The 23,968-nt window shown below is 39.3% G+C and carries 21 protein-coding genes and 1 tRNA gene; 10 read left to right on the top strand and 12 right to left on the bottom strand.

Annotated features, from left to right (window positions below):
- Positions 1-6 precede the first annotated feature (6 nt).
- Positions 7-546 carry a hypothetical protein gene (locus DFQ12_RS02655; protein WP_147420313.1) on the top strand — a complete coding sequence of 180 codons (540 nt, stop codon included), beginning with the start codon at positions 7-9 and terminating at the stop codon, positions 544-546.
- A gap of 27 nt (positions 547-573) precedes the next feature.
- Here DFQ12_RS02655 and ruvB read toward each other — a convergent pair whose 3' ends face one another.
- From ruvB to pdxH, 5 genes are all read right to left on the bottom strand, one after another.
- Positions 574-1,596 carry a Holliday junction branch migration DNA helicase RuvB gene (ruvB, locus tag DFQ12_RS02650; RefSeq protein ID WP_120257478.1) on the bottom strand — a complete coding sequence of 341 codons (1,023 nt, stop codon included), beginning with the start codon at positions 1,594-1,596 and terminating at the stop codon, positions 574-576.
- A 12-nt stretch (positions 1,597-1,608) separates the two neighbouring features.
- Complete coding sequence (locus DFQ12_RS02645; RefSeq protein WP_120257477.1) at positions 1,609-2,346, bottom strand: polyprenol monophosphomannose synthase; 738 nt, start codon at positions 2,344-2,346, stop codon at positions 1,609-1,611.
- A 291-nt stretch (positions 2,347-2,637) separates the two neighbouring features.
- The gene (locus tag DFQ12_RS02640) at positions 2,638-3,834 is read right to left on the bottom strand and encodes an NADH-quinone oxidoreductase subunit D (protein WP_120257476.1); all 1,197 of its coding nucleotides are present in this window, start codon (positions 3,832-3,834) and stop codon (positions 2,638-2,640) included.
- Positions 3,835-3,839: 5 nt separating this feature from the next.
- Positions 3,840-4,328 carry an NADH-quinone oxidoreductase subunit C gene (locus DFQ12_RS02635; RefSeq protein ID WP_120257475.1) on the bottom strand — a complete coding sequence of 163 codons (489 nt, stop codon included), beginning with the start codon at positions 4,326-4,328 and terminating at the stop codon, positions 3,840-3,842.
- 1 nt (position 4,329) lies between these two features.
- Positions 4,330-4,983, bottom strand: coding sequence for a pyridoxamine 5'-phosphate oxidase (pdxH, locus tag DFQ12_RS02630; RefSeq protein WP_120257474.1), 654 nt, complete (start codon positions 4,981-4,983; stop codon positions 4,330-4,332).
- 154 nt (positions 4,984-5,137) lie between these two features.
- Between pdxH and DFQ12_RS02625 the strand changes: the two genes are divergently transcribed.
- The 3 genes from DFQ12_RS02625 (at position 5,138) to DFQ12_RS02615 (ending at position 8,180) form a co-directional block, all read left to right on the top strand.
- On the top strand, positions 5,138-5,701 hold the full coding sequence (locus tag DFQ12_RS02625; protein WP_120257473.1) for a YqgE/AlgH family protein: 564 nt from the start codon (positions 5,138-5,140) through the stop codon (positions 5,699-5,701).
- 252 nt (positions 5,702-5,953) lie between these two features.
- Positions 5,954-7,846, top strand: coding sequence for a molecular chaperone HtpG (htpG, locus tag DFQ12_RS02620; RefSeq protein ID WP_120259188.1), 1,893 nt, complete (start codon positions 5,954-5,956; stop codon positions 7,844-7,846).
- A 260-nt stretch (positions 7,847-8,106) separates the two neighbouring features.
- A tRNA-His gene (locus DFQ12_RS02615) sits at positions 8,107-8,180 on the top strand.
- 276 nt (positions 8,181-8,456) lie between these two features.
- On the opposite strand, the gene DFQ12_RS02610 is transcribed toward DFQ12_RS02615, so the two are convergent.
- Positions 8,457-8,732 (bottom strand): transcriptional repressor, encoded by a 276-nt coding sequence (locus tag DFQ12_RS02610; RefSeq protein ID WP_167457179.1) that lies wholly within the window; start codon positions 8,730-8,732, stop codon positions 8,457-8,459.
- Positions 8,733-9,316: 584 nt separating this feature from the next.
- Between DFQ12_RS02610 and DFQ12_RS02605 the strand changes: the two genes are divergently transcribed.
- Entirely contained in the window at positions 9,317-10,348 is a 1,032-nt protein-coding gene (locus tag DFQ12_RS02605) for a Gfo/Idh/MocA family oxidoreductase (RefSeq protein ID WP_120259187.1), read from the top strand.
- 185 nt (positions 10,349-10,533) lie between these two features.
- Here DFQ12_RS02605 and DFQ12_RS02600 read toward each other — a convergent pair whose 3' ends face one another.
- Positions 10,534-11,103 (bottom strand): outer membrane beta-barrel protein, encoded by a 570-nt coding sequence (locus tag DFQ12_RS02600; RefSeq protein ID WP_167457178.1) that lies wholly within the window; start codon positions 11,101-11,103, stop codon positions 10,534-10,536.
- A gap of 254 nt (positions 11,104-11,357) precedes the next feature.
- Complete coding sequence (locus DFQ12_RS02595; protein WP_120257470.1) at positions 11,358-12,242, bottom strand: cation diffusion facilitator family transporter; 885 nt, start codon at positions 12,240-12,242, stop codon at positions 11,358-11,360.
- Positions 12,243-12,386: 144 nt separating this feature from the next.
- Between DFQ12_RS02595 and DFQ12_RS02590 the strand changes: the two genes are divergently transcribed.
- A complete protein-coding gene (locus DFQ12_RS02590) occupies positions 12,387-12,971 on the top strand; it encodes a Crp/Fnr family transcriptional regulator (RefSeq protein WP_120257469.1) in 585 nt (194 codons plus the stop codon).
- A gap of 61 nt (positions 12,972-13,032) precedes the next feature.
- On the top strand, positions 13,033-13,728 hold the full coding sequence (locus DFQ12_RS02585) for an alpha/beta fold hydrolase (RefSeq protein WP_120257468.1): 696 nt from the start codon (positions 13,033-13,035) through the stop codon (positions 13,726-13,728).
- An 87-nt stretch (positions 13,729-13,815) separates the two neighbouring features.
- Here the strand turns inward: DFQ12_RS02585 and DFQ12_RS02580 are convergent, their stop codons facing one another.
- From DFQ12_RS02580 to DFQ12_RS02560, 4 genes are all read right to left on the bottom strand, one after another.
- The gene (locus tag DFQ12_RS02580; protein WP_120257467.1) at positions 13,816-14,382 is read right to left on the bottom strand and encodes a TlpA family protein disulfide reductase; all 567 of its coding nucleotides are present in this window, start codon (positions 14,380-14,382) and stop codon (positions 13,816-13,818) included.
- A gap of 865 nt (positions 14,383-15,247) precedes the next feature.
- Positions 15,248-15,469: a hypothetical protein gene (locus tag DFQ12_RS02570; RefSeq protein ID WP_120257465.1), complete on the bottom strand. Its 222-nt coding sequence runs from the start codon at positions 15,467-15,469 to the stop codon at positions 15,248-15,250.
- A 37-nt stretch (positions 15,470-15,506) separates the two neighbouring features.
- Positions 15,507-17,924: a heavy metal translocating P-type ATPase gene (locus DFQ12_RS02565; RefSeq protein WP_120257464.1), complete on the bottom strand. Its 2,418-nt coding sequence runs from the start codon at positions 17,922-17,924 to the stop codon at positions 15,507-15,509.
- Positions 17,925-18,093: 169 nt separating this feature from the next.
- Positions 18,094-20,349 carry an ATP-binding cassette domain-containing protein gene (locus DFQ12_RS02560; RefSeq protein ID WP_120257463.1) on the bottom strand — a complete coding sequence of 752 codons (2,256 nt, stop codon included), beginning with the start codon at positions 20,347-20,349 and terminating at the stop codon, positions 18,094-18,096.
- Between the two features lie 69 nt (positions 20,350-20,418).
- Here DFQ12_RS02560 and DFQ12_RS02555 point away from each other — a divergent pair, with 69 nt between their 5' ends.
- The 3 genes from DFQ12_RS02555 to DFQ12_RS02545 all read left to right on the top strand — a co-directional run bounded on the left by DFQ12_RS02555 (position 20,419) and on the right by DFQ12_RS02545 (position 23,787).
- Positions 20,419-20,841: a MarR family winged helix-turn-helix transcriptional regulator gene (locus DFQ12_RS02555; RefSeq protein ID WP_120257462.1), complete on the top strand. Its 423-nt coding sequence runs from the start codon at positions 20,419-20,421 to the stop codon at positions 20,839-20,841.
- A gap of 159 nt (positions 20,842-21,000) precedes the next feature.
- Entirely contained in the window at positions 21,001-22,095 is a 1,095-nt protein-coding gene (locus tag DFQ12_RS02550; protein ID WP_120257461.1) for a DNA alkylation repair protein, read from the top strand.
- A gap of 141 nt (positions 22,096-22,236) precedes the next feature.
- The gene (locus DFQ12_RS02545) at positions 22,237-23,787 is read left to right on the top strand and encodes a M20/M25/M40 family metallo-hydrolase (protein WP_120257460.1); all 1,551 of its coding nucleotides are present in this window, start codon (positions 22,237-22,239) and stop codon (positions 23,785-23,787) included.
- The last annotated feature ends 181 nt before the right edge of the window (positions 23,788-23,968 follow it).

Genomic DNA, 23,968 nt, shown 5'->3' with positions numbered 1-23,968 from the left:
GGTTTTATGACCTACTTCGAAAAAATAAAGTTTTTATCCGTTACCTTAAGATCATTTGAGGTAACGGATTTTTCTTTGAATATGCTTGGGGATATTAGCCTTCGGGACCTACTAAACATCTCACTAGAGAAAGATAAAACCGTTTCTTTCCGGGCTGCCTGGGTATTTGAAACCATTGTATTAAAGAATACGGCTTTGCTTGATGGATTGTTACTACAATTTTTTGATAATTTGAAAAAACAAAAAAACTGGAGCTGTCTTAGGAGTTATAGCAAAGTTTTGATGTATTTGACCTCAAAGAAGAATAAACGCTATGACCTTGATGAAAAGACCGAAGAAGAACTTATTGAACAGGCTTTTCAATGGATGATCGAACAACAATGCCCTATAGCTGTTTTGGTCAACTGTTTAGACATATTAAATAATCTGAGCAAGAAACATTCGTGGGTAAAAGAAGAGCTTTTTGCTCAGATAGATCATTTTCAGAAAATAAAACCTAGTCCGGCTTTATTGAGCCGAACGAAGCGAATCCTTCAAAACGATTGAAAATAGCCTCTAGGAGGCTATTTAGAATTAAAACAATGTATTTCCTTTTGGATTATGCGCCCGACCAAGGTGTCTATAGGCAGCTTCAGTGCATTCACGCCCCCTCGAGGTACGCATAATATAACCTTCCTGAATCAAAAAGGGTTCATATACCTCTTCGATTGTCCCCTCGTCTTCTCCTACGGCAGTAGCAACAGTTTTAAGTCCTACTGGCCCGCCTTTGAATTTATCAATAATTGTAGTCAAGATTTTATTATCCATCTCGTCCAAGCCATTTTCATCCACATTCAGTGCTTGCAGCGCATATTTTGCAATTTCTTGATCGATACTTCCATTTCCCTTTATCTGAGCAAAATCTCGCGTACGACGCAATAAAGCATTTGCGATCCGTGGCGTTCCTCTACTCCTACGAGCGATTTCGTAAGCTCCCTCATCAGAAATAGGTGTATTCAAAATATGTGCAGAACGAAGTACGATCGTTGTCAATAGTTTTGCATCATAATATTGAAGCCGTGAATTGATTCCAAAACGTGCACGCAGTGGAGCAGTTAACAAACCAGATCGTGTCGTCGCGCCAATCAGCGTGAAAGGATTTAATGAGATCTGCACAGAACGGGCGTTAGGACCTGTTTCCAGCATGATATCGATCTTAAAATCTTCCATGGCCGAATAGAGATACTCCTCCACCAAAGGGCTTAACCGATGGATTTCGTCAATAAACAGCACATCACCCTCCTCCAAGTTTGTTAATAACCCCGCAAGATCCCCTGGTTTGTCCAAGACCGGGCCTGAGGTAATTTTTATACCTACCCCCATTTCATTGGCAATAATATGCGAAAGTGTCGTTTTACCTAATCCTGGAGGGCCATGTAACAAGACGTGATCCAAAGCTTCTCCTCTCAATCGTGCAGCTTTCACAAAAATATTTAGATTCTCCAATATTTTTGCCTGCCCTGTAAAATCTTCAAATGCTTGAGGTCGCAACGCCCGTTCGATGTCACGATCTGTATTGTTCAAACGTTCCGGATTTGGATCTAAGTTTTCGTTCATTGACCAAGATTATTAATTTCTCTTATAGCTTTTTCCGATACTCCCCAGTTTCAACTGGATCACACCAAAAAAAGCCTCCTTAAAGATACTCGTACTCATTTTAGATGTGCCTTCGGTTCTATCCGTAAATATGATAGGTACCTCCACAACATTAAAACCATATTGTATGGCCGTAAATTTCATCTCAATTTGGAAAGCATAGCCAACAAATTTAATCTTGTCCAAAGGGATAGTCTTCAACACCTCCCGTGTAAAACAGACAAAACCAGCCGTAGCATCCTGAATTTCAATTCCAGTGATAAAACGGACATATACAGACGCAAAATACGACATCAAGACCCGGCTCATCGGCCAGTTGACAACATTTACGCCTTTAATATACCGAGATCCAATACTCATATCAGCACCATCCACACAGGCTTGTCTCAGACGGACCAAATCCTCCGGATTGTGACTAAAATCAGCATCCATTTCAAAGATATATTGATAATGTTCTCTGGCAAGCCCCCATTTAAACCCATGAATATAAGCGGTCCCCAAGCCCAGCTTCCCTTTCCGTTCTTCTATAAATAAGCGGTCAGCGAACTCGTTCAATTGTAAATTTTTTACGATATCTGCTGTGCCATCAGGCGACCCGTCATCCACAATTAGGATATCAAATGCATGTGATAAGGAAAAAACTTTACGAATAATCTTTTCAATATTTTCCTTCTCATTATATGTTGGAATAATTACTAAACTCTCCGCCACTTTTCTTTTATTTAAGACCCGTAAAGGTAATAATTTAAGCCAAATTCTATACTAGGAATTTCGATGAAATCTTCACAAATGGGATATTTTGTATAATAACTAAAAAAAGAAAAGCCCGCTACTATGGGAGTAACGAGCTTTCATTAACCAATTATAAACTTAAATTATGAGACTGCAAATATGATGAATATTGCTTACATATGCAAATTTTTATGCGTTTTCATGCAACATTTTCAATACAATATCCCATTTTTTATCAAAACATCTTCATAATGTGCAGAATACTGCATTCTATCGATCTACTTCACCCAAAACAATGTCAATTGACCCCAGTATAGCAATGAGATCAGCAATCAACACTCCTTTTCCCAATTCGGAAATAACAGAAAGGTTATTGAAACTTGGCCCCCTCGATTTTACCCGCAATGGAATATCGGATTTCTCTTTCGTTACAAAATAGAAACCGAGCTCTCCTTTCGGATTTTCCGCACGCACATAGTAATCTTGCGCTTTCAAATTCACCTTTTTGGGCACAAGTGCACGCGGATCAAAATCAGCTGTACGCTTAAAATCTTTCTGAAGCCGTTCAAGGCATTGTTCTACGATACGAACAGATTCATGTACCTCATCTACCCTAACCTTATAGCGGTCCCAGCAATCTCCAATGCTCCCCATAGCTCCTTTTCCTACTGGAATCTCAAAATCTATTTCCGGATAGACGGAGTATCCATCAATCCGCCTCAAATCCCATTTAATACCTGATGCGCGTAACATAGGACCCGAAACACCATAATTGATTGCAACATCCGCCGGTAGGACACCTATATTCGCTGTCCTAGATATAAATATCTGATTCTGGGTCAATATCTCATCCAATTCAATCAATTTGGGTTTAAAATAGTTGATGAATTCTGCGCAACGCGCTTCAAAACCAACAGGCAAATCATAGAAAAGACCACCGACCCAGATGTAATTATATAACATACGCGAACCGGATGCCCATTCCAACATATTCATAATATGTTCACGATCTCTAAAACACCATAGAAAAGGAGTTGTAGCACCAATATCGATGCCGTAGGTACCAATAGCAATTAGATGTGATGCAATGCGATTGAGTTCGCAGACCAGTACCCGAATATATTCTATTCTTTTGGGGATTTTACTATCCAACCCCAACATACGTTCCACCCCCATCACAAATGCATGGCTATTATTCATGGATGCCAAGTAATCTAGACGATCGGTAAAGGGAATTGTCTTCCCATAGTTTAAAGATTCCGCATGTTTATCAAAACATCGGTGCAAGTAGCCCAAATGCGGAACGACTTCCTTGACAATTTCCCCATCCGTAATCAACTGCAAACGCAATACACCATGTGTTGAAGGGTGCTGCGGCCCCATATTCAAGACCATCTCTTGCGTGGAAATTTCCGTGAGATGCCTTTCATAACGATCTAACGCTTCTTTATATTTTGGATTCGCCATACAGATCAATTAATGTTAATGCCATGATATTTTTCAGCCTCCTGATAATCCTTTCGTAGTGGATACCCCTCCCAATCATCCGGCAAGAGTATCCTTCTTAGGTCCGGATGTCCTGAAAAATAAATTCCCATCAGATCAAAAGCTTCCCTTTCATGCCAATCTGCTGTACGCCAAATGGAAGTAACAGACGGGATTTCTGGCAGCTCATCCAACGAGCGATTGCCCTCCAGTTCCACTTTCAATACGACTGTATGTTGATAAGGCAATGAACTCAGATGATAGACGATCGTAAAGTGATCTTCGTAATCTACAGCAGTTATATTGCTCAAAAAATCAAAATATAGACCCTCGGTATCCCTAAGAAAAGAGCAAACAGGAACTAGATCTTCAACATGGACAAACAAAGCGGCTTGTAGGCCAGTCGCCTCCTCTTTCAGGATTACTGCATCTCCAAATGTGGAAACTAGTTTTAATTTAATTTCTTCAAATGTCATATTATGGAGCTAGACGCGTGATTTTCCAAGAATCCGAAACCTTTTTATAGACGATCCGATCATGAAGACGGCTAGCACGTCCCTGCCAAAATTCAAAATAGATTGGTTTTAGAATATAACCACCCCAATGCACTGGACGAGGTATAGTCACATCATCCGAATATTGTTTCTGAAGCTCTTCTACTCTACTCTCCAAAAAATTTCGGTTTGGAATCTCTCGGCTTTGGGGGGATGCCAATGCACCTATGCGACTCCCCTTAGGACGCGACTGAAAATATTCATCCGAATCTGATTCATTCACTAGCTCGATAATACCCTCAATACGGATTTGCCGTTGTAGCTCAGGCCAGAAAAATAAAAGCGCAGCATGCGGATTGTCTTTCATGTCTTCCCCTTTTCGGCTCTCATAATTTGTAAAGAATACCAACCCTCCTTCTGAAATATCTTTTAATAAAACAATCCTTGAAGAAGGTAAATGCTGTGACGAGACAGTGGACAACACCATCGCATTGGGCTCAATCACCTCACTATGAGCAGCCTCATCAAACCATTTTTTAAACTGATGGATGGGATCATGATCCACATCCGATTCAGATAGGTTACCCAATACGTAATCTTGTCTGATCGCTGCAATATCTTTATGTTGAATGGACATAGAAACCTATTTTTATATTCCTACAAACTTACTAAAATCATTGCTTTTTCTCTATAAACTTAGTAGAAATTGCCAAAAACGTTTTTTTGGCACAAATCTCGCATGAGTTAAACAAAAAAGGATTAATTTCGACATATACTTAATTTTGCGTCCTATGTTTAATGAATTAGACCCACAAAAAGGAAGCCTGCTGATTTCAGAGCCATTCATGTTAGACCCTCGATTCCTAAGGTCTGTTATCCTATTATGTGATCATAACCAAGAAGGTAGCTTAGGCTTTGTATTGAATAATAAAACGAATGTCCATATTGGTCAATTATTGGAATCAATAGCGCAATGTCATTTCCCGATTTATATAGGTGGACCTGTGGCACAGGAGAGCCTATTTTTTGTACATAGTCGGTTTGATCTTCTACTAAGTGGTGAAGAGGTTGCTCCAAACCTCTATTTTGGCGGTGATGAAGAAAAACTTATCGACGCGATTCAACAGGATCAGATTAAATCTGATGAAATCAAGTTTTTCATCGGCTATTCAGGTTGGTCAAGCGGACAATTGGATAAGGAAATAAACGAAAACAGCTGGGCTGTTCAAAATAAATACCATCATCAGATTATTTTTGAGGGTAATGGTGAATTGCTTTGGAAGGATGCCATAATTGGGCTAGGTCCAAAATATGCGCATGTCGCCAACTTCCCACAGAGCCCTGAATTAAATTAAGATTATTCGCAGAGCTAAATCTCCTACAGGATTACCGATCGACCGATTCAAACATTTGCTTGCTTCCATCCCGAGCCTCTATATTTTTTGTCTAAACTATCCTGACATAGGTTCAAATACGATTACTAGGGTACATTGAACGATTATGACAAAATGAATGAATTTCTGCCATCCTGTCCTACAATCGCTATTTGGAACACAGATTGTGCATTAATCACCAAAATCATAAAATTAAATAGCAACATACAAATTATGAATCCAGAAAAAGGTAGTATTTCAATCCACACGGAGAACATATTTCCCGTAATCAAAAAATTCTTATACTCAGATAATGAAATTTTCTTGCGCGAACTGGTATCTAATGCAGTTGATGCTTCCCAAAAGATTAAACGTTTAGCATCTTTGGGGCAATACAATGGCGAAACAGGTGAGTTAATCGTAGATGTGAAGTTTGATGAGGCGGCCAAAACCATTACGATTTCAGACAATGGTATTGGTATGACTGCCGAAGAAATCAAAAAATATATTAATCAAATCGCGTTTTCGGGAGCAACAGAATTCATGGAGAAATTCAAGGAAGCTAACGATGCAAATGAGATTATTGGTCGCTTTGGATTAGGATTCTATTCTGCATTTATGGTGGCTGACACCGTAGAAATTCAATCATTATCCTACCAAGATGGAGCCGAACCAGCGCATTGGACATGTGACGGTAGTACTTCTTACGAAATTTCAACAGGGACTAGAACAACACGTGGTACAGACATCATTTTGCATATCAATGACGAGTCCACAGAGTTTTTGAGTCAAGCTCGTCTACAGGAAATCTTGGACAAATATGCAAAGTTCCTTCCTATCCCAATTCGTTTTGGCACGAAGACAAGCTCTGAGCCAGATGGAGAAGATGAGGAAGGTAAACCAAAATATAAATCTGTAGAAGTTGACAATATCATCAACAATACAAATCCAGCCTGGACAAAGTCCCCTTCGGAGTTAAAAGACGAGGATTATTTAGCTTTCTATCGCGAATTATATCCATATTCGATGGATGAGCCATTGTTTTGGATCCACCTTAACGTAGATTATCCATTTAACCTGACTGGTATTCTTTACTTCCCTAAAGTAAAAAACGAGCTGGAAATCCAACGCAACAAAATCAAGCTTTACTCTAGACAGGTATTCATTACCGATGAAGTAAAGGACATTGTACCGGAATTCCTGATGTTACTTCATGGGGTAATTGATTCTCCGGATATTCCATTGAATGTCTCACGCTCTTTCTTACAGGCAGATAGTAATGTTAAGAAGATCAATAGCTATATTACCAAAAAAGTTGCGGATAAATTAAATGAAATATTCAAAACTGACCGCAAAGGTTTTGAAGAAAAATGGACAGACATTGGCTTGTTTATCAAGTATGGCATGCTAAGCGATGAAAAGTTCGCGGAAAAAGCGAGTGATTTCTGCTTGGTAAAAAACACGAACAACGCGAGCTTTACAATCAAGGAATACTATGAAAAGGTAAAAGATATTCAAGTCGATAAAGATGGTAATATTGTTTACTTATACACACATGATGCTGCTCAGCAAGATGGTTTTATCCAAACAGCGTTAAACAAAGGCTACGATGTTTTGGTACTTGATGGCCCACTTGACACACATTTCACCTCCTATTTGGAACAAAAAGGAGGCGAAAAGGTACAGCTTAAACGTGTAGACGCAGATGTGATCGACAAGCTAATTCAAAAAGATGAGAAGATCGAACTTTCATTATCCGAAGAGGAATCCAAAAAAGCTTTGGAAGTTTTCGAAAAAGCGATTTCGCGTCAGGATATGAAAGTTGAGGTAGATGCCCTTCGTGAAGGTGACTTACCCGTATCCGTTACTATAGATGAGTTTATGCGTCGTATGAAAGATATGGCCAAAACTGGCGGTGGTGGTATGAACTTTTATGGTTCATTGCCGGATAATTACAAAGTAACGGTTAACGGCAATCACCCGTTGATCAAAAGAATATTATCCTCTTCTGATGAAGAAAGTGCGAAACTGGCGAAACAAGCCTTTGATCTAGCACTTTTGTCAAGAGGCCTGTTATCTGGTGCAGATCTAACATCTTTTGTAAAAAGAAGTGTTGAGATGATCTAACATCACAATAACTGTATAAAAAAAGCGATCACCCGACTAGAGTGATCGCTTTTTTTATACTTTTTCATTCAATTACCTAACAAAAATCGACCTGATTTTAAGTAAAAATCTCAAATCACGTCCTACGGGCTATTACAATCGTTTTTTATTAAAATTTAATAAACTAATCTTCACCTAGTTGACTTTAATACCTGTTTTTTTTCATTTAAATATTTGGAGGGAATAGGGTTTAATCGTACTTTTGTATCATCAAAATCACGGTAGGTATAGCTCAGTTGGTTAGAGCACTAGATTGTGGTTCTAGGGGTCGTCGGTTCGAGCCCGATTACTTACCCGAAAAGGGCAAATCAAAATAAATTGGTTTGCCCTTTTTCCATTTTATATCGGCTATATTTTTACTCAACAACACGACAATTTACTTTCCCTATCCATAACTTACAACATGAAACACTTTTCAGTAGTCATGCGAGTTTGTTTGCAATAGATCTGTGCCAATGGCCGCTTTTTATTTGCGAGCAATCAAAATAGCTGTTACGGAGAGATTAAGGACAATTTTAGATTCCCAAGGCCAGATCTCGTCGATAAAAATATGATCATGAATCTGCCGCGATTAGCACAGGTCCACAGCTTTGAAATCTTTCCTGATCCAACGATAATATCGTCCTCTAGGACCATTCCCACGCAGTTCGAGCCAACCAAGAGCATGCAGCAATTTAATTGTGGAGTACAAAGTTGCCCAACTGATGTGTTGTATTGTTCGCAACTCTACATAGAGGTCGTCAATGTTGTCAATAATAACTTTGCGCCACAAATGCTTGATAATATGTAGGCGTTGAGGTGTTAATTTGTGTCCATTACTTGTTAATGAGCTGATTAAAACTTCCATATCTCTTATACTATAAATAGTAGAGTCCGATGACCTGGTTTCGCTCCCATATCTTACCATCCAACTCTATATTATATATTGCATAACTTGTAAAATACCGAAGGTAAAAAACTATCCCTCCAATGAATAATACACAATAAACTAATAATCAACCTAATAAAATTCATCAAACTATTACACATAGCTCATCGTTTTTCAAGAATTATCTTGTCTTTGATCATATTAAGTGATACTACATGAAGTCCTTCTTAAGAATGAAAACAACTGGATATATTTACTTGAGTAAGAATTGTAGTTCTTTAGATCTTCTAAACCCGGCGTATTTCGCTGGCCTATTGTTATCATAGATTTGTAATGAACAACGATGGTATATAGGTATGGATAGGCAAAATCCAGATAAAGTGGACAAAAAATGTGATTTTCCCAAAGAAAAATCAATCCAAATATGTAAGGATCGATCTAAAATAAGACAAGATATACTTATATTTATATCCAGACCCTACTTCGGTCCAACAGTTCGTAGATGTAATTACAAAAAGAATACTCAACAGCAAATAACCTTGCTTCAACAAGATCATATAAAAATGAAAAATACCAAGATCAATACCGGAATTCTAAGCTTTGGTATGTCGGGTCGCGTCTTCCACGCACCTTTCATCCATAGCAATCCACATTTTAACTTAGTCGCCGTTGTCGAACGGTCACAGAAAATAGCACAAGACCTTTATCCCGAAATCAAAAGCTATGATACCGTAGATCAGTTATTGGCAGACGATACGATAGCACTGGTGATTGTAAACACGCCAAATCATACACACTTTGAGTTCGCGACAGAGGCCCTAAAAGCAGGAAAACATGTTCTGATCGAAAAACCAGCCGTGGAAAATATAACGCAGTTCAACGAACTTTCCGAGGTCAGCAAAAAAAGTGGGAAGCGGATTTTCTTTTATCAAAACAGACGTTATGACAGCCATTTTCTCGATGTAAAAAAAGTTATTGAAAGTGGCAATCTTGGTAAATTAACTGAAGTATCTTTCCGCTTCGACCGCTATAAAATGGAATTAGGTCAAAAATATTTCAAGGAAAACAACCAATATATCTCCAGTGGTCTCACCTATGATCTGGGGCCTCATATTATAGATCAGGCTATTTCGCTCTTCGGAAAACCATTGAAATTTAGTAAAACAACTTCAATTAACCGACCCAACTCCCAAGTAGCAGACTACTTCCATTATCATTTACGCTACCCCAATGAACTGAATGTATTTCTAACGGGGAGCCTCGCTGTGGCCGATCCTTTGCCCGCTTTTGTGGTACATGGTACCAAAGGAAGCTTCATAAAAACGATGGCTGATGTGCAAGAACAGCAATTGATAGATGGCATGCTTCCCGATAATCCAGCTTATGGTGTAGAACCGAATGGCAGTGAGGGTAAATTGGTGACTATCGACAACACAAATCAAAAGCATATTTCTTATCCGCTTCCACATAGAGGAGATTATAATCTATTATTCAACGACATCTATGAGAATCTTGTCAATGAGGTCGAATATCCAATTACAATGGACCATATCAGATGGCAAATTGAAATGTTATCTGCCGATAATAACCTCTAGCATATAGCATTAATAAGGCAATCGTAAAGACTCAAGCACAAAAGTAGTAGCTTTTAACACAAAAAACCATCCCAATTAAATTGGGATGGTCCTCTCCTGTTTATATTGCCAATATCAATTTTTATGCATTAAAAACCAATAGTTTAGCAAAGTCTTTCACAAATGGATTTTGCACTGAAATCGATTTAAAACAGCTCGAATTTGAGTCCCAGTTGATATTGTTCAATATCCGCAGTCCAATTGTCTATGATATCATTTGTTCTATTAAATTTTCGATACCGAAAATAAACCTTACCCAATTCTGCACCTAAACTGTAACCTGTTCTGGGCTTACTTCGAAATGCATTCGCTCCATTGTTCAGTTTATAACGGTCATCATTGAGCAAAAAATTGAAATCCAGTCCCCCCATAATCGCAATTGTACGGGTAAAATTTACCTTTAGATACAACGGCACACTCATATATTCCAATTTTCTGGTTCCGGCTCCTATCCCATATTCACTTTCTGCAGTCTGATCGTTATTACGGATCCGCATTAAATTATAGACCGGTTCGGCCTGCAATGCTAGATTTTTGTTAAAATGATAGCTAAGATCCCCTCCGATCTGAAAACCGATTCTTTTACCTGAACGAAAAGCCGAACCATTTGTACCAGATAGATTCCCGCCGGCCCTAAGCCCCATTCCAAATTGCGCTAACGCATCATGTGTACACAACATTCCAAAAATTACTGTTACGGCAAATACTATTTTCATTCTTTTGTTGACTAGCATACAATGTTATTTACGATATAAGCTTCTCCCAACAATCCATCCAACATAACTGCATGTATATTTAACAAAGCACCCTCATCGTGAACAGGAGGAGAAAACTTACAGACAATCTATTTCCAGAGAAATAAATTGTTATTTAGAATAAAGCTAAAGGAAAAATAAATACAAATTGACAAAATTATACGAACATCGCTATTTGATATACGAACAGGCTAATTCTTGCCAAACAGGGCCGTTTAGTCTATATATGTACTCGGTTCGATGTGGATCATAACATGACCAAGGTCGGGTATATGTTCGATCAGATAATCTTTGAGTTCGTGAGCCAGTGCATGACCTTCTTTCACCGTGATCTCACTATTCACAATCGCATGTAGGTCGACGTGATATTTTGTTCCCGACTTTCGAACATAGCATTTCTCCGTCGCTTTTATACCCGCTACCTCCAAAGCATATTTTCTGATTTCCTCGATCACTTCCTCGTAAACATTTTCATCCATGATTTCACCAAGAGCAGGTCTAAAAATATGGTAACAATTATACAAAATAAATCCAGCTGCAAATAACGCGGCATAATCATCCGCATTCTCGTATCCCTTACCCAATACTAAAGCGATAGATATACCAATAAAAGCCGCCACCGATGTAATTGCATCACTTCGATGATGCCACGCGTCCGCTTTCAGTGAAGAGCTATTGGTCTCTCGACTCTTTTTCATGACAATTCTGTAAGAACTTTCTTTCCAGATAATGATTCCTCCGAGAACGAATAATGTCCAGGACTTCGGCAGTTCATGGGGTGTCCCAATATTTTCTATACTTTCATAGGCAATGATCGTAGCTGATACAATGAGAAAGCCAACAACGATAAACGTAATAAGTGGCTCTACCCTTCCATGACCATAGGGATGATTTTCATCGGCAGGCCGCTGGGCATATTTTAAGCCAAGAAGAACTAAAAAGGAAGAAAAAATATCAGCGGTGGACTCAATCGCATCTGCTATAAGTGCGTATGAATTCCCAAAAAAACCCGCCAGCCACTTCAGCAAAGCCAACATTGTATTTCCTATAATACTGAAATAGGTGGTTTTTATCGCTGTTTGCTCTTTAATTTGGGACATATCATTATTGCTGTGATGTATTACGAAGGTAATATTTTTATAGTCAACTGTAAAGAAAGTATATGATTCAATGTTGTGACATACTATCAAAAGTTTTCAATAATTTTAATACAAAATTATTTTGGCTTAATATTTTTACCAGCTATGTCTGAGATTGTAAACGAATACACTAAGTTTGGCCCTCTGTTTTTGGTCGATGAAGAACACTATCCTGAATTTTGTAGTTATCTCAAATCGGCAACCTATAAAAAGTCCGATTTCTTTTTGAAAGAGGGCGAGAAATGTCAATACCTTGGTTTTCTAAAAACCGGTTTTATGCGAACGTATTATATCAATGATAACGGTGAAGATGTAACTTTCAATTTCCATTTTGACAATTACTTTTTTACCGATTACGAAAGTATCCTTTGTAACACGAAGTCGCGTATGAATATTAAAGCGGTATCCGATGCCGAGGTATTACTTCTACACAAAGATGACCTTCAAAAACTCTATCAAAAGGATGTTTACTGGCAAGAATTTGGGCGAAAGATGACCGAGGTCATTTATCTCGGAGCTAAAAAGAGAATCGAAGAGTTGTTATATTACTCGCCGGAAATACGGTATAATAATCTACTCGCCGAGAATGCACAAATTTTTCAGCTCGTAGCCCAAAAACATATCGCCAGCTACCTCGGCGTTAAACCACCTTCGCTAAGTAGAATCCGTCGACGAATTTTAAAACGTTAACTTAAGTTAATATGTTTAATAGCAACTTAAACATATATTTGATCTATAAACTTCAACGAATATGGGAAATCAAAATGTAACAATTATTTTAGTCCATGGAGCCTGGGGAGACGGGTCTCATTGGAGACATGTTATCACGAATCTTCATGCAGAAGGATATACAGTACGAAGCGTACAAAATCCATTGACATCTGCTGAAGACGATATCCAAAAGACCAAAGATTTGATCGACCTACAAGCTGGTAAGGTTATTTTGGTTGGTCACTCTTATGGTGGAGCAGTAATATCCGCCGCTGGACATCATGAAAAAGTTGCAGGCTTAGTATATATCGCTGCCTTTGCCCCGGACAAGGGTGAAAGTTTGGGCGGTATCTTCGGCCGTAGAGAACCACCATCCGGTGCTGCCAACCTTGTTCCTGATGAAAAAGGGTTTCTATGGATCAAATACGATAAATTCCACGAAAGCTTCGCTCAAGATTTAGATGAAAAAGATGCGATCGCAATGTCCTTGGCGCAGAAACCAACACATGGAAGTATTTTTGCGGCAGAGGCGGGAGAGCCAGCCTGGAAAACAAAACCCAGCTGGTATCAGGTATCAGACAATGATCATATGATACCACCAGTGACTCAACAGGAAATGGCGGAACGAATTAATGCTCGTAAAATTATTCATTTGGAAGCCAGCCATGCTTCACTAGCAACCCATCCAAACGAAATTACAGCATTGATCAAAGAGGCGGTTGAAGCAATATCTTAGGTCAAAAATCATAAAAAGAGCTAAATAGGTTAACACCTATTTAGCTCTTTTTAGTCCGTGCGACTTTCGCTATGCTCTAGAGTGATGCTAATTTGCCTTTGTCAGTTCCTCTAAGGCCTTTGCAATCTCAGGAGCTGCATAGTCTCTGCTCCCCTCCAAACGTTCTACAATTTGTCCATTTTTGTCCAAAATCACTGTGGTAGGAATGGATCCACCCAAAAATTCTGGTGGAATTTCTCCCGTTGCAGTATATAGTGGCAAATCATATTTGTTCTCCTCCATAAACGCCGCCGATTGCTCAATATCATTGTCGACATCAACCATTAGAAATACTATATTTTTGTTGTCTTTGAATCCCTGTCTTAAGGTATTAATGGACGGCATTTCATGTATACACGGCGGACACCAAGTAGCCCAGAAATTGATAAAGACAACCTTCCCTTTTAAATCACTTAGTTTAACAACATTACCGGCTTTATCTTTGAAGGAAACATCGGCCACTTTTGGCTCTTCAACTTCTTTAACAGCTTGAGCTTGCTCTTTTTCTGCTTTGGGTTTGTTACCATCTGCCGAGTTTCCACAGGCTGTCAAAACACTTGCTGTAATAATAAAAAGTCCAAAACCTGTTATAATCCTATTAAATTTTATATTCATTATTATATATGTAAATTACTGTATTTTAATTATTTATAAACTATCACTAAAACCCACCTACAGTTTGCTTTTGTTTTATCTTAATAGCTCCCCATCGTATAAAAACAGATGAATATCAGGGCTGTTCTATAACGAAGGTGGGCTAGTCAAAAAAGAATTCTAAATGCGTAATGTTCGATATTGCAGAAAAATAGGTAAAGTATGTGCAATCTTCTGACGCCGGTTTCGGCTAGCCGACAGTTGCAGAGGCTCCCATATGCTAAAAGGGTAAAACGACCTCAGGATTAGCACAGCATCTGGCAAAAGAAGAGTTTCTTTTACAAAGCTTAATCGGGCATTTTCGCTCTCTACCAACTCACTACAGCGCTCAAATCCGTTAACAAGGGGTATGGCCCGATCCGCTATTCTCCCCTGTTCCGTATTCATTGGTGTCCCTATGAGACTTTTGATTCCATTTTTTATTGGACAGGATGTGAGCAATACAAGAATAAACATTACCAAAATAGTAATGTATTGTCCATAGCTTCTGAGAATATTAGATTTAATGCTGCCCATTAATGGCTAAAATAAGCTTATTTGCCCAAGCACACAAATAGCTTGGGCTATTTTTATTTATTTTTAGAGGCTATTGCTCTTCTTCAACAGATAGCCTATAAAACGAGACTTCTTCATAGAAAGATTGGCCTTGTAATTAAAAAAACCAATTCCGCTACGCTTGTTGTTACTCATGTCAGTCGGTCGATATAGGCAAGATAATAGTGGTTTTCAAGTGTTCATAGGATCCTATGGCCTTGTAACAACTTATGCAAAAAAATAAAAGTCGTCCCGGATAAAGGACGACTTTTTCTTGGTTTCCGCATTCAATTTATGCAGAATGTGATGTAGCAATGAAGCCTTTTCTTTTGATAATTTCAATGACTTCTTCCTCAGAGATACCGTTCGATTTCACTGTAAGAATTTTGTCGCTATTTGATGTATCGACGCTCCATTCACAGATGCCTGCAGCATTGTCTAAATCAGCACTTACTTTGGATACACAGCCACCACAGTTAAGGTTTGTTTTGAATTGAATATTTTTGCTTTCCATGTTATTTAATTTTAAAGTTATTGTTTACTATTACGATCTATTTTTTCCATTTTAAACGCAAGCTATTGCTCACGACACTAACACTACTCAAGGCCATTGCCGCTCCAGCAAGCATGGGATTCAAAAGAAAACCATTGATTGGGAAGAGTATACCTGCAGCGACAGGAATACCGATCACATTGTAAATAAAAGCCCAAAACAGATTTTGCTTGATGGTGGCCACCGTCTGTTTCGACAAGCGGATTGCTTGTGGTATTTTAGTCAAGTCCGAGGAAATAATGGTCATTTTTGCTACATCCATAGCAATATCACTCCCTTTACCCATCGCTATACTGACATCTGCAGTTGCCAAGGCGGTACTGTCGTTGATACCATCACCGACCATCGCCACTACCTTTCCGCGTTGTTGAAGTGCTCTTACGAAGTCAGCTTTATGTTGCGGCATCACTTCCGCTTTATAATGCTTAATGCCCGTCTGTTCTGCGATAGCTTTGGCAGTCGATTCATTATCACCGGTAAGCATATAAAGCTCAATACCCATGGCCTGCATTTCTTGAATAGCCAATATCGAGGTCTCCTTAATTTTATCTGCAATAGCAATGACAGCTAGTGCTTGGGTACTGTTGGCAAACCAAATGACAGTTTTTGACTCCTCACTCCATTGTTCTGCCCGATCCTGCAATTGCTCTGCGATAGCGATGCCATTTTCAATCAATAGTTTCCTGTTACCAACGTAGTAAGTCTCCAGACCATGATTGGCTTTCGCTCCTTTTCCCGTAATACTGTCAAATGCCGATATTGTCGTCACTGCTACACCTTCAAGGTAATTGACTACAGCTTCCGCAAGCGGATGTTCAGATTGCTTTTCTATACTTAATAATATGGCATTTGTCGTATCATCGCTGTCCAACCATTGGATACCTGTTACCTGCGGTCTCCCCTCGGTAATTGTTCCAGTCTTATCCAAGACAATTGCATTGACACTTTTGGCAAGTTCCAAGCTTTCCGCATCTTTGATCAGGATGCCTTGCTCAGCCCCTTTTCCAACACCCACCATAATTGCTGTGGGTGTCGCTAAGCCAAGCGCGCAGGGACAGGCTATAACTAAAACAGTTACAGCAGCCAGCAGACCTTGCACCACACCATTTTCACCGCCTAGAATAAACCACAATACGAAGGTAAATAGGGCGATACCAATCACCACCGGAACAAATATTCCGGCAATCTTATCGACCATCTTTTGCACTGGAGCCTTGCTACCCTGGGCGTCTTGCACCATTTTAATGATCTGCGCCAACATCGTCTCCTTGCCTACTTTGACCGCTTTGAATTGAAAGCTGCCTTTCTGATTAATCGTACCCGCAAAGACCTTTTCGTTTTCTTTTTTGAACACTGGAACCGGTTCACCACTCAACATGCTTTCATCAACATAGGAATCGCCCAAAATAACCATACCATCCACAGCAATCTTCTCCCCTGGTTTTACCAGGATAATATCACCTGCTTTTACGGCTTCTATTGCAACTTGTATTTCAGATCCATCAGGTTGTATGACCATGACCGTTTTGGGCTGTAGCCCCATTAATTTTTTTATAGCCGAAGAGGTATTACCTTTCGCTTTTTCTTCCAATAATTTCCCAAGCAGGATAAAAGCAATAACAACCGCTGCAGCTTCGAAATACACATGCGCATGCAGTCCCCGCTGATGCCAGAAATCGGCAAATAACATATTGAAAACACTAAATATATAGGCGATCCCCGTGCTTAATGCAACCAGTGTATCCATATTTGCTGAACGATGTTTTGCTTGCTTCCATGCATTAATAAAAAAGTCCTTACCCAACCAGAGTACAACAGGTGTTGCAAAGAACCACATGATTGGATCTGCATATGGGATATCCATAAAAAACATACCGATCGCCACGACAGGAAGTGATAGGATAATTGCCCATATCGTTTTGCTTTTGAGTGTCCGGAACTTTTCGGCATGGATAGATTCCAACGTTTCTTGTTGGGTTGATTCGTCTTCCACTAATAGATCATAACCGCCGGCTTGTACAGCTTTTTGGATTTTAACGGCATCAGTGATATTCGGAAGATATTCAACGGTCAAGTTTCCGGTAGCAAAATTTACGGAAGCATTCACTACACCAGATTCGTATTTTACCATACTTTCTGCACTCCCTGCACAGGAAGCACAAGTCATTCCCAGTACAGGAAATGTTTTGACTACGGTCGACACGCCATAGCCAAGATCCTTAACAGCTTTCACAGCATTGGCTACAACCTCATTATTTTTGACCGTAATAGCCGCCCTACGATTGTTCAGTTCAACTTTTTGGCTCTCTATCCCCTTTACCAAGGCCAACTCTTTTTCAACAATTAATGCGCAATGTTCGCTTTCCACATCCTCTAAAGGAATATAAATTGTTTCGTTATAATTATTTGTAGCCATATCTGTATGTATTAATCTTACATTACAAATTTGGCCACAAACGGGGAGTAAATCCTTACAGAATTACGGAATTGATTTGTAATATTATGGCTTGTTTTCTATCCTAGGATTCCTAAATGTAAGATCAAATTTTTAGTCTGATCTAAGAATACATCCTGTTTATGATATACTAAGTCATTTTTAAGTGCCCTCTTAAATATACAGCAGTGAGTGATATCTTATCTTCTAAAAGATCAGCCACTGTTCCTTCAAAGAGCAGCTCACCACCATATTTGCCAGCTCCGGGACCAATATCTATTACCCAGTCCGCCTGAGCAATGATGTCAAGATTATGTTCAATCACAATAACAGTATTCCTATTTTTCACAAGTTCATCTATAAAGTTCAGTAGTTTTTGTGTATCTGATGGATGTAATCCCGTACTTGGCTCATCGAGGACTATAATACCATTACTTTGGTTGAGTTCCCTCGTAAGCTTCAGGCGTTGTCGTTCGCCACCTGAAAAGCTATCCAGCCGCTGTCCTAAACTGAGATAACCTAGGCCAAGGTTAGATAACATGTTAAAAACACTATGAAAGGGATCATCGGGAAAGAATACAGCTGCCTCTGTGACAGTCATATTCATGACATCAACGATATTTTTATTCTTGTAATGATAATCTAGTACCTGTGCTGTGAATCCTGAGCCATCACATCGCTCACAAGGTTGCTCAATATCATCCATAAAAGCCAGATCAATTTTCTCAACCCCCAATCCGTTGCAATTTTCACAGGCCCCTAAACTATTTCTACTGAATAGTTTATCAGAGACCTTATTTGCTTTTGAAAAAAGCTTCCTGATCATATCTGATAAATTAAGATAAGTGAGCAGATTGGAACGTACACTGGCCGCAAATAGCGCCTGATCAACAACTTTGATCTCTGGATAAAACATGGGCAATATTTTGTTGATCAGCGTACTCTTACCTGAACCGGCAACACCTGTAACAACAGAAAGCACGTGTTTGGGTATTCTTACATGGATATTTTTCAAATTATGTAAGCTCGCATTCTTTATCTCCAGATAACCTTCCGCCTGTCGTGGAGTGTGATTGAAATCGAAGCGTCGTCCAAAGTAAGATCCTGTTTTTCCCTTGGCATATTGCAGTCCTTCAAATTTGCCTTCGTAGACAATTTCACCGCCTAATTTTCCTGATCCCGGCCCCATATCGACAACCCAATCCGCAATCCTAATTAAATCTGGATCGTGTTCTACAATAATCACCGTATTACCCTTCTCCTTGATCTGTTGAATAATCGTTGCGATATTTTGCAAATCTTTAGGATGGAGACCGATACTCGGTTCATCAAAAATATAGAGCAAGTCAGTTAGACTATTACCGAGATTACGTACCATCTTGATACGTTGGGATTCTCCGCCAGATAAGGTATCTGTGCGCCTGTCCAACGTCAGGTATTGAAGGCCAATAGTGACTATATCATGTAATTTCTTGCTCAGTTCATTTAACAATACCTGATAGGTCTTAGTATTTATAGCGCCTATGAATTCGAGTAACTCATCCACGGAGAGTGATGCACAATCCGCTATGCTTTTTCCTAATATTTTACACGATAGAACCCTTCTATTTAGCCTTGTGCCATTACATACAGGGCATTTTTTTGTGATTATGATAGTTTTGAGAGCCTCTTTTCGGGTTATATTCTCCTTCGAATCTTTTTTTAAGAATGCCTTTTCGATACGAGGAATTAAGCCTTCGTATTTCACAGTCTTTCCCCATTGTTTGTCAGGGTGTCTGGGCTTATGTTCTGCAGCGTTCAAAAGCATCTCCCATTCCGATTTGCTATAATTTTTTAATTTCTTATCATTGTCAAAATATCCAGATAAAGTATATCGCGTTAACCGCCATCCTCCGGGCTGAAATGTCGGAAATGCGATTGCACCTTCATTCAAAGATTTTTCCATATCCAAAAGTCGTGTAATGTCAGGGGTCTGCACAAAACCAAGTCCCTCGCATTCCGGGCACATGCCCAGTGGATTGTTAAATGAAAATACATTGGAATATCCCACAAACGGAGTACCCATTCTAGAAAAAAGCAATCGCAATGAACTATAGATATCTGTAGCTGTACCTACCGTGGAACGGGCATTCCCACCTAGTCTTTTTTGATTGATAATAATAGGTACATTTAAGTGTTCAATCTTATCTACTTCTGGAACCCCGATGTGCTGCAAACGATTTCTGATAAAACTCGTCTGGGTCTCATTAAACTGCCGCTGTGCTTCCGCTCCGATCGTTTCAAATACCAAAGACGATTTTCCAGAACCGGAAACGCCCGTGAAAACAGTGATCTCTTTTTTGGGAATACGGAGCGAAATATTCTTCAGATTGTTTTGCCTTGCATTTACTATGACGATATAATTCATTTCTTTATCTTTGATATGATTAACTTAGTTAACCATAATACTTAACAAAGTTAACTAAACTATTGTTTTATGAATAAGAGCGAAACTGATTTTTATCAGGTCTTTACCGACCTACAGTGTTTTATACTAGCCAATATGAACCGAGGAAATATACATGGGGTGACGGCTACACATTACAATATCATGGAATATATTTATAGAGGTCATCAGGTTACCGGTAAACAGATTGCTGAAGCCTTCCAGATCAGCCAGGCGGCTATTTCCAAGCAGCTTAAATTTTTGACCGAAAACAGGCTTATCAAGCAACAGCAATCGACAAGAGATCGTAGATTTTTTGATCTGTCCCTGACTGATGAAGGTCGATATATCATTGATAACTCGGAAAACTTTAGGGAAAGTATTGCAAAAAAAGCCTCACGCTCCTTGACAAAGGATGAATTAAAGACACTTACTGTACTTCTTCATAAGCTTATGCAACAGGTAAAAGATTAATACTGTTTATTTGTGATTCAACATATTTGGCTAGTGACAAACAGTTGTCAGTTCTATCCTCTAGTTTTGTCTCTAACGAACAACTTGGCACGATGGAATTTTGGTCAATTTGTGGCCACATCTTGTTTTAAATATATATTTGAACTATATACAATATTTATGAGTCTTATCAAAGATATCTATTCGCTCAATTTCTATCAACACATTGCAGATCAGTTTAGTCAGGTAAATCCCGATTTCAATAAAGAGCAATTTATTACGAGAATCTTTAGCCCTGATTTCAACACTATGGAATGGAAGCAAAGGACCAAACATACCACACAAACCTTGCACGAATTTATGCCATCCAATTTTCCCGAAGCAATCGCCTTAATCACCCAAGTTGTTGAGAATTTAATTGCGGCAGGGTATCCCGGTGGACTTGAATATGTTATATTCCCCGACTACATCGAAACGTATGGTGTTGAGCATTTTGAAACCGCCGTGCAATCCCTTGAAATAATTACACAGTTCATCACTTGTGAATTTGCTGTTCGCCCTTTTATTATCAAATATAAAGGGCAGATGATCAGCATAATGGAACAATGGGCACGAAGCCCGAATGCACAAGTTCGCCGTTTGGCAAGCGAAGGTATTCGTCCACGGCTACCATGGGCTATGGCTATCCCCTTTCTGAAGAAAGATCCGAGCCCTATTTTGCCTATTTTGGATTTACTAAAAAATGATGTGTCGGAAACTGTAAGAAGAAGTGTCGCCAACAATTTAAACGATATCTCCAAAGATCACCCCGATATTTTGCTGGCCATTGCGAAAAATTGGAAAGGGATCAGTAAAAATACGGATGGAATCATTAAACATGGCTGCCGCACACTACTTAAACAGGGGCATCCAGAGATTTTACACTACTATGGCTTGGAGGGAACAGATTTTGAGGTTTCCGATCTACACATTGCGACACCGTATGTAAAAGTTGGTGAATATGTCTTTTTTTCATTCCAGATCGAAAATACACATGCGCAATCCAAACCACTCCGCCTGGAGTATGGATTATATTATCAAAAATCAAATGGTTTAATGTCCCGTAAAGTCTTTAAAATTAGCGAGAAGATCTATCTATCCGCTGAAAAAAATCGGATTGAACGCAGGCAATCATTTAAAGTAATCACCACCAGAAAATTCTATATCGGTAAACATAAAATTTCCATTATTGTCAATGGCAGGGAAACATCGGAAATGGAGTTTGACTTGATTTGATAATTTTTAAATAACATTTGCGACGGTTGATTCTGGCTCCAAGTCTCAAGCTAAAACAAAGTGGACAGTATGATGTTTTTATCCGTAGGTCTCTATTTGAGATGGTATTGATATAAACGTTCCACTACAAACAACGCTGTTATGAAGAAGCTACTTTTGGTACTATTGCTATTGCTGATTGTGATTTTTATTGGTTTAGTGATCAACACATTGCTCTTCCCTTTTGCCAAGATAAAAAAATCCGATGCACAAGCATTCCAGCCCATAAGCAATGATAGCATCTTATCCCGATTAGCGGGGGGAATTAAGATACCATCCGTTTCCAATGGGGATCCTAATTTATTTGCCTACGCCCCTTTTGATACTTTTAAACAGTATATCGCAGCAAGTTATCCGCTTATTCACCAACAACTGGAGATCTATACCGTGCATTCCTATGGTTTAGTTTTTAAACTTAAAGGTAGCAATAGCAATTTATTGCCACTCCTATTTTTGTCCCATTATGATGTTGTTCCTCCGGGTTCAGCTGAAATTAAAAACAAATCCGAACATGTTTTCCTTCCTTCAGATAAGCCGCTCCCTCCAGTTTCCACAATAGCAGAAGATTGGAATTATGCCCCTTTTTCGGGTGCAGTAGCCGATGGACGGATTTACGGGCGTGGAACATTGGATATGAAAGGAATGCTCTTTTCATTACTCGAAGCCATGCAGAAAATACTGCTGGATAAGGAAAGACCTGAACGTGATATCTACCTGGCATTTGGCTTTGATGAGGAAGTAGGTGGCGAACTTGGGGCAAGCAAAATTGCTGCAGATTTCAAGCGTAAGGGACTTCGATTTGAAGCTGTCTACGATGAAGGTGGACTCATTCTCGAGAAAGGATCTGTTAAAGGAATACATTCAGATGTCGCATTAATTGGCTGTGCCGAAAAGGGCTTCCTATCTTTAAAGGTCAAAGTTAAAGGCTTAGGAGGACATTCTTCAATGCCACCGTCTGAAACGGCCATGGGCAAAGCTGCGGTGATCATGCAGCGGCTCGAAGAGCAGCAGATGAAACCGATGATAAGTCCACTTATTCAGCGTTTTTTCCAACAGATAGGCGGTTCAATGCCTTTTGTTTCGCGCTTTGCAATAGCAAATAGATGGTTGATGGAACCTATGCTACTTGCCCAGTTGACCAAAAATCATTCGACCAACGCCTTGGTACGCAGCACGACAGCACTGACGATGATGAAAGGTAGCGATGCCCCCAACGTGCTGTCTCCAGAAGTCGAATTTGTTGTCAATTTTAGACTATTGCCTGAAAATACAATTCAGGAAGTCCAAGCACACGTTAAGAAAGCAACAGCGGGTTTTGATGTCGAAATAGAACAGGTTGATAATGCCCGGGAGGCCTCCAATGTATCTCCTAGTGATACAAAAGCCTATCAGATGATGGAAGCCTCCATCCGAAAGTTATACCCAGATCTTATTGTCACACCATACCTGACCGTTGGCGGTACAGATGCCGTCAAATACCAAGAACTCAGCAAGAATATCTACCGATTTATGCCAATCAAAATCAATCATTCCGAACAGCAGAGCATGCACAGTACCAATGAATATATCAGTATCGAAAACTATATGAAAATGATTGCGTATTTCTATTATATCATGCGAAATTATGACGAACAAATACCAGCATCTAAATAACATATATCCGGTGTAGCATTTTGGTTTTCTGAATTTTATGCAATCGATTGCTATTAATTTCAGCTTTTAAACGTCAAAAAATCATGTATGTTTGTATGGACCAGCGATTGAGCTAATAGAACCAAAATTAAAATCGGTAGCCTCGTCGGTTTGTTTTCGAGCCCGATGGCATTCAAAATCT

The organism is Sphingobacterium detergens, from assembly GCF_003610355.1.
Classification (GTDB): Bacteria; Bacteroidota; Bacteroidia; order Sphingobacteriales; family Sphingobacteriaceae; genus Sphingobacterium; species Sphingobacterium detergens.
Note: the sequence above shows the minus strand (reverse complement) of the source record. Positions and strands in the feature narration are given on the sequence as shown.

Bases quoted from the DNA above. Each gene is read 5' to 3' on its own strand.
- htpG (WP_120259188.1), top strand. From the start codon at position 5,954: ATGAATCCAGAAAAAGGTAGTATTTCAATCCACACGGAGAACATATTT.
- DFQ12_RS02570 (WP_120257465.1), bottom strand. From the start codon at position 15,469: ATGGAAAGCAAAAATATTCAATTCAAAACAAACCTTAACTGTGGTGGC.
- DFQ12_RS02605 (WP_120259187.1), top strand. From the start codon at position 9,317: ATGAAAAATACCAAGATCAATACCGGAATTCTAAGCTTTGGTATGTCG.
- DFQ12_RS02595 (WP_120257470.1), bottom strand. From the start codon at position 12,242: ATGTCCCAAATTAAAGAGCAAACAGCGATAAAAACCACCTATTTCAGT.
- DFQ12_RS02585 (WP_120257468.1), top strand. From the start codon at position 13,033: ATGGGAAATCAAAATGTAACAATTATTTTAGTCCATGGAGCCTGGGGA.
- ruvB (WP_120257478.1), bottom strand. From the start codon at position 1,596: ATGAACGAAAACTTAGATCCAAATCCGGAACGTTTGAACAATACAGAT.
- DFQ12_RS02580 (WP_120257467.1), bottom strand. From the start codon at position 14,382: ATGAATATAAAATTTAATAGGATTATAACAGGTTTTGGACTTTTTATT.
- DFQ12_RS02590 (WP_120257469.1), top strand. From the start codon at position 12,387: ATGTCTGAGATTGTAAACGAATACACTAAGTTTGGCCCTCTGTTTTTG.
- DFQ12_RS02635 (WP_120257475.1), bottom strand. From the start codon at position 4,328: ATGACATTTGAAGAAATTAAATTAAAACTAGTTTCCACATTTGGAGAT.
- DFQ12_RS02625 (WP_120257473.1), top strand. From the start codon at position 5,138: ATGTTTAATGAATTAGACCCACAAAAAGGAAGCCTGCTGATTTCAGAG.
- pdxH (WP_120257474.1), bottom strand. From the start codon at position 4,983: ATGTCCATTCAACATAAAGATATTGCAGCGATCAGACAAGATTACGTA.
- DFQ12_RS02560 (WP_120257463.1), bottom strand. From the start codon at position 20,349: ATGAATTATATCGTCATAGTAAATGCAAGGCAAAACAATCTGAAGAAT.
- DFQ12_RS02640 (WP_120257476.1), bottom strand. From the start codon at position 3,834: ATGGCGAATCCAAAATATAAAGAAGCGTTAGATCGTTATGAAAGGCAT.
- DFQ12_RS02610 (WP_167457179.1), bottom strand. From the start codon at position 8,732: ATGGAAGTTTTAATCAGCTCATTAACAAGTAATGGACACAAATTAACA.
- DFQ12_RS02550 (WP_120257461.1), top strand. From the start codon at position 21,001: ATGAGTCTTATCAAAGATATCTATTCGCTCAATTTCTATCAACACATT.
- DFQ12_RS02565 (WP_120257464.1), bottom strand. From the start codon at position 17,924: ATGGCTACAAATAATTATAACGAAACAATTTATATTCCTTTAGAGGAT.
- DFQ12_RS02655 (WP_147420313.1), top strand. From the start codon at position 7: ATGACCTACTTCGAAAAAATAAAGTTTTTATCCGTTACCTTAAGATCA.
- DFQ12_RS02600 (WP_167457178.1), bottom strand. From the start codon at position 11,103: ATGAAAATAGTATTTGCCGTAACAGTAATTTTTGGAATGTTGTGTACA.
- DFQ12_RS02555 (WP_120257462.1), top strand. From the start codon at position 20,419: ATGAATAAGAGCGAAACTGATTTTTATCAGGTCTTTACCGACCTACAG.
- DFQ12_RS02545 (WP_120257460.1), top strand. From the start codon at position 22,237: ATGAAGAAGCTACTTTTGGTACTATTGCTATTGCTGATTGTGATTTTT.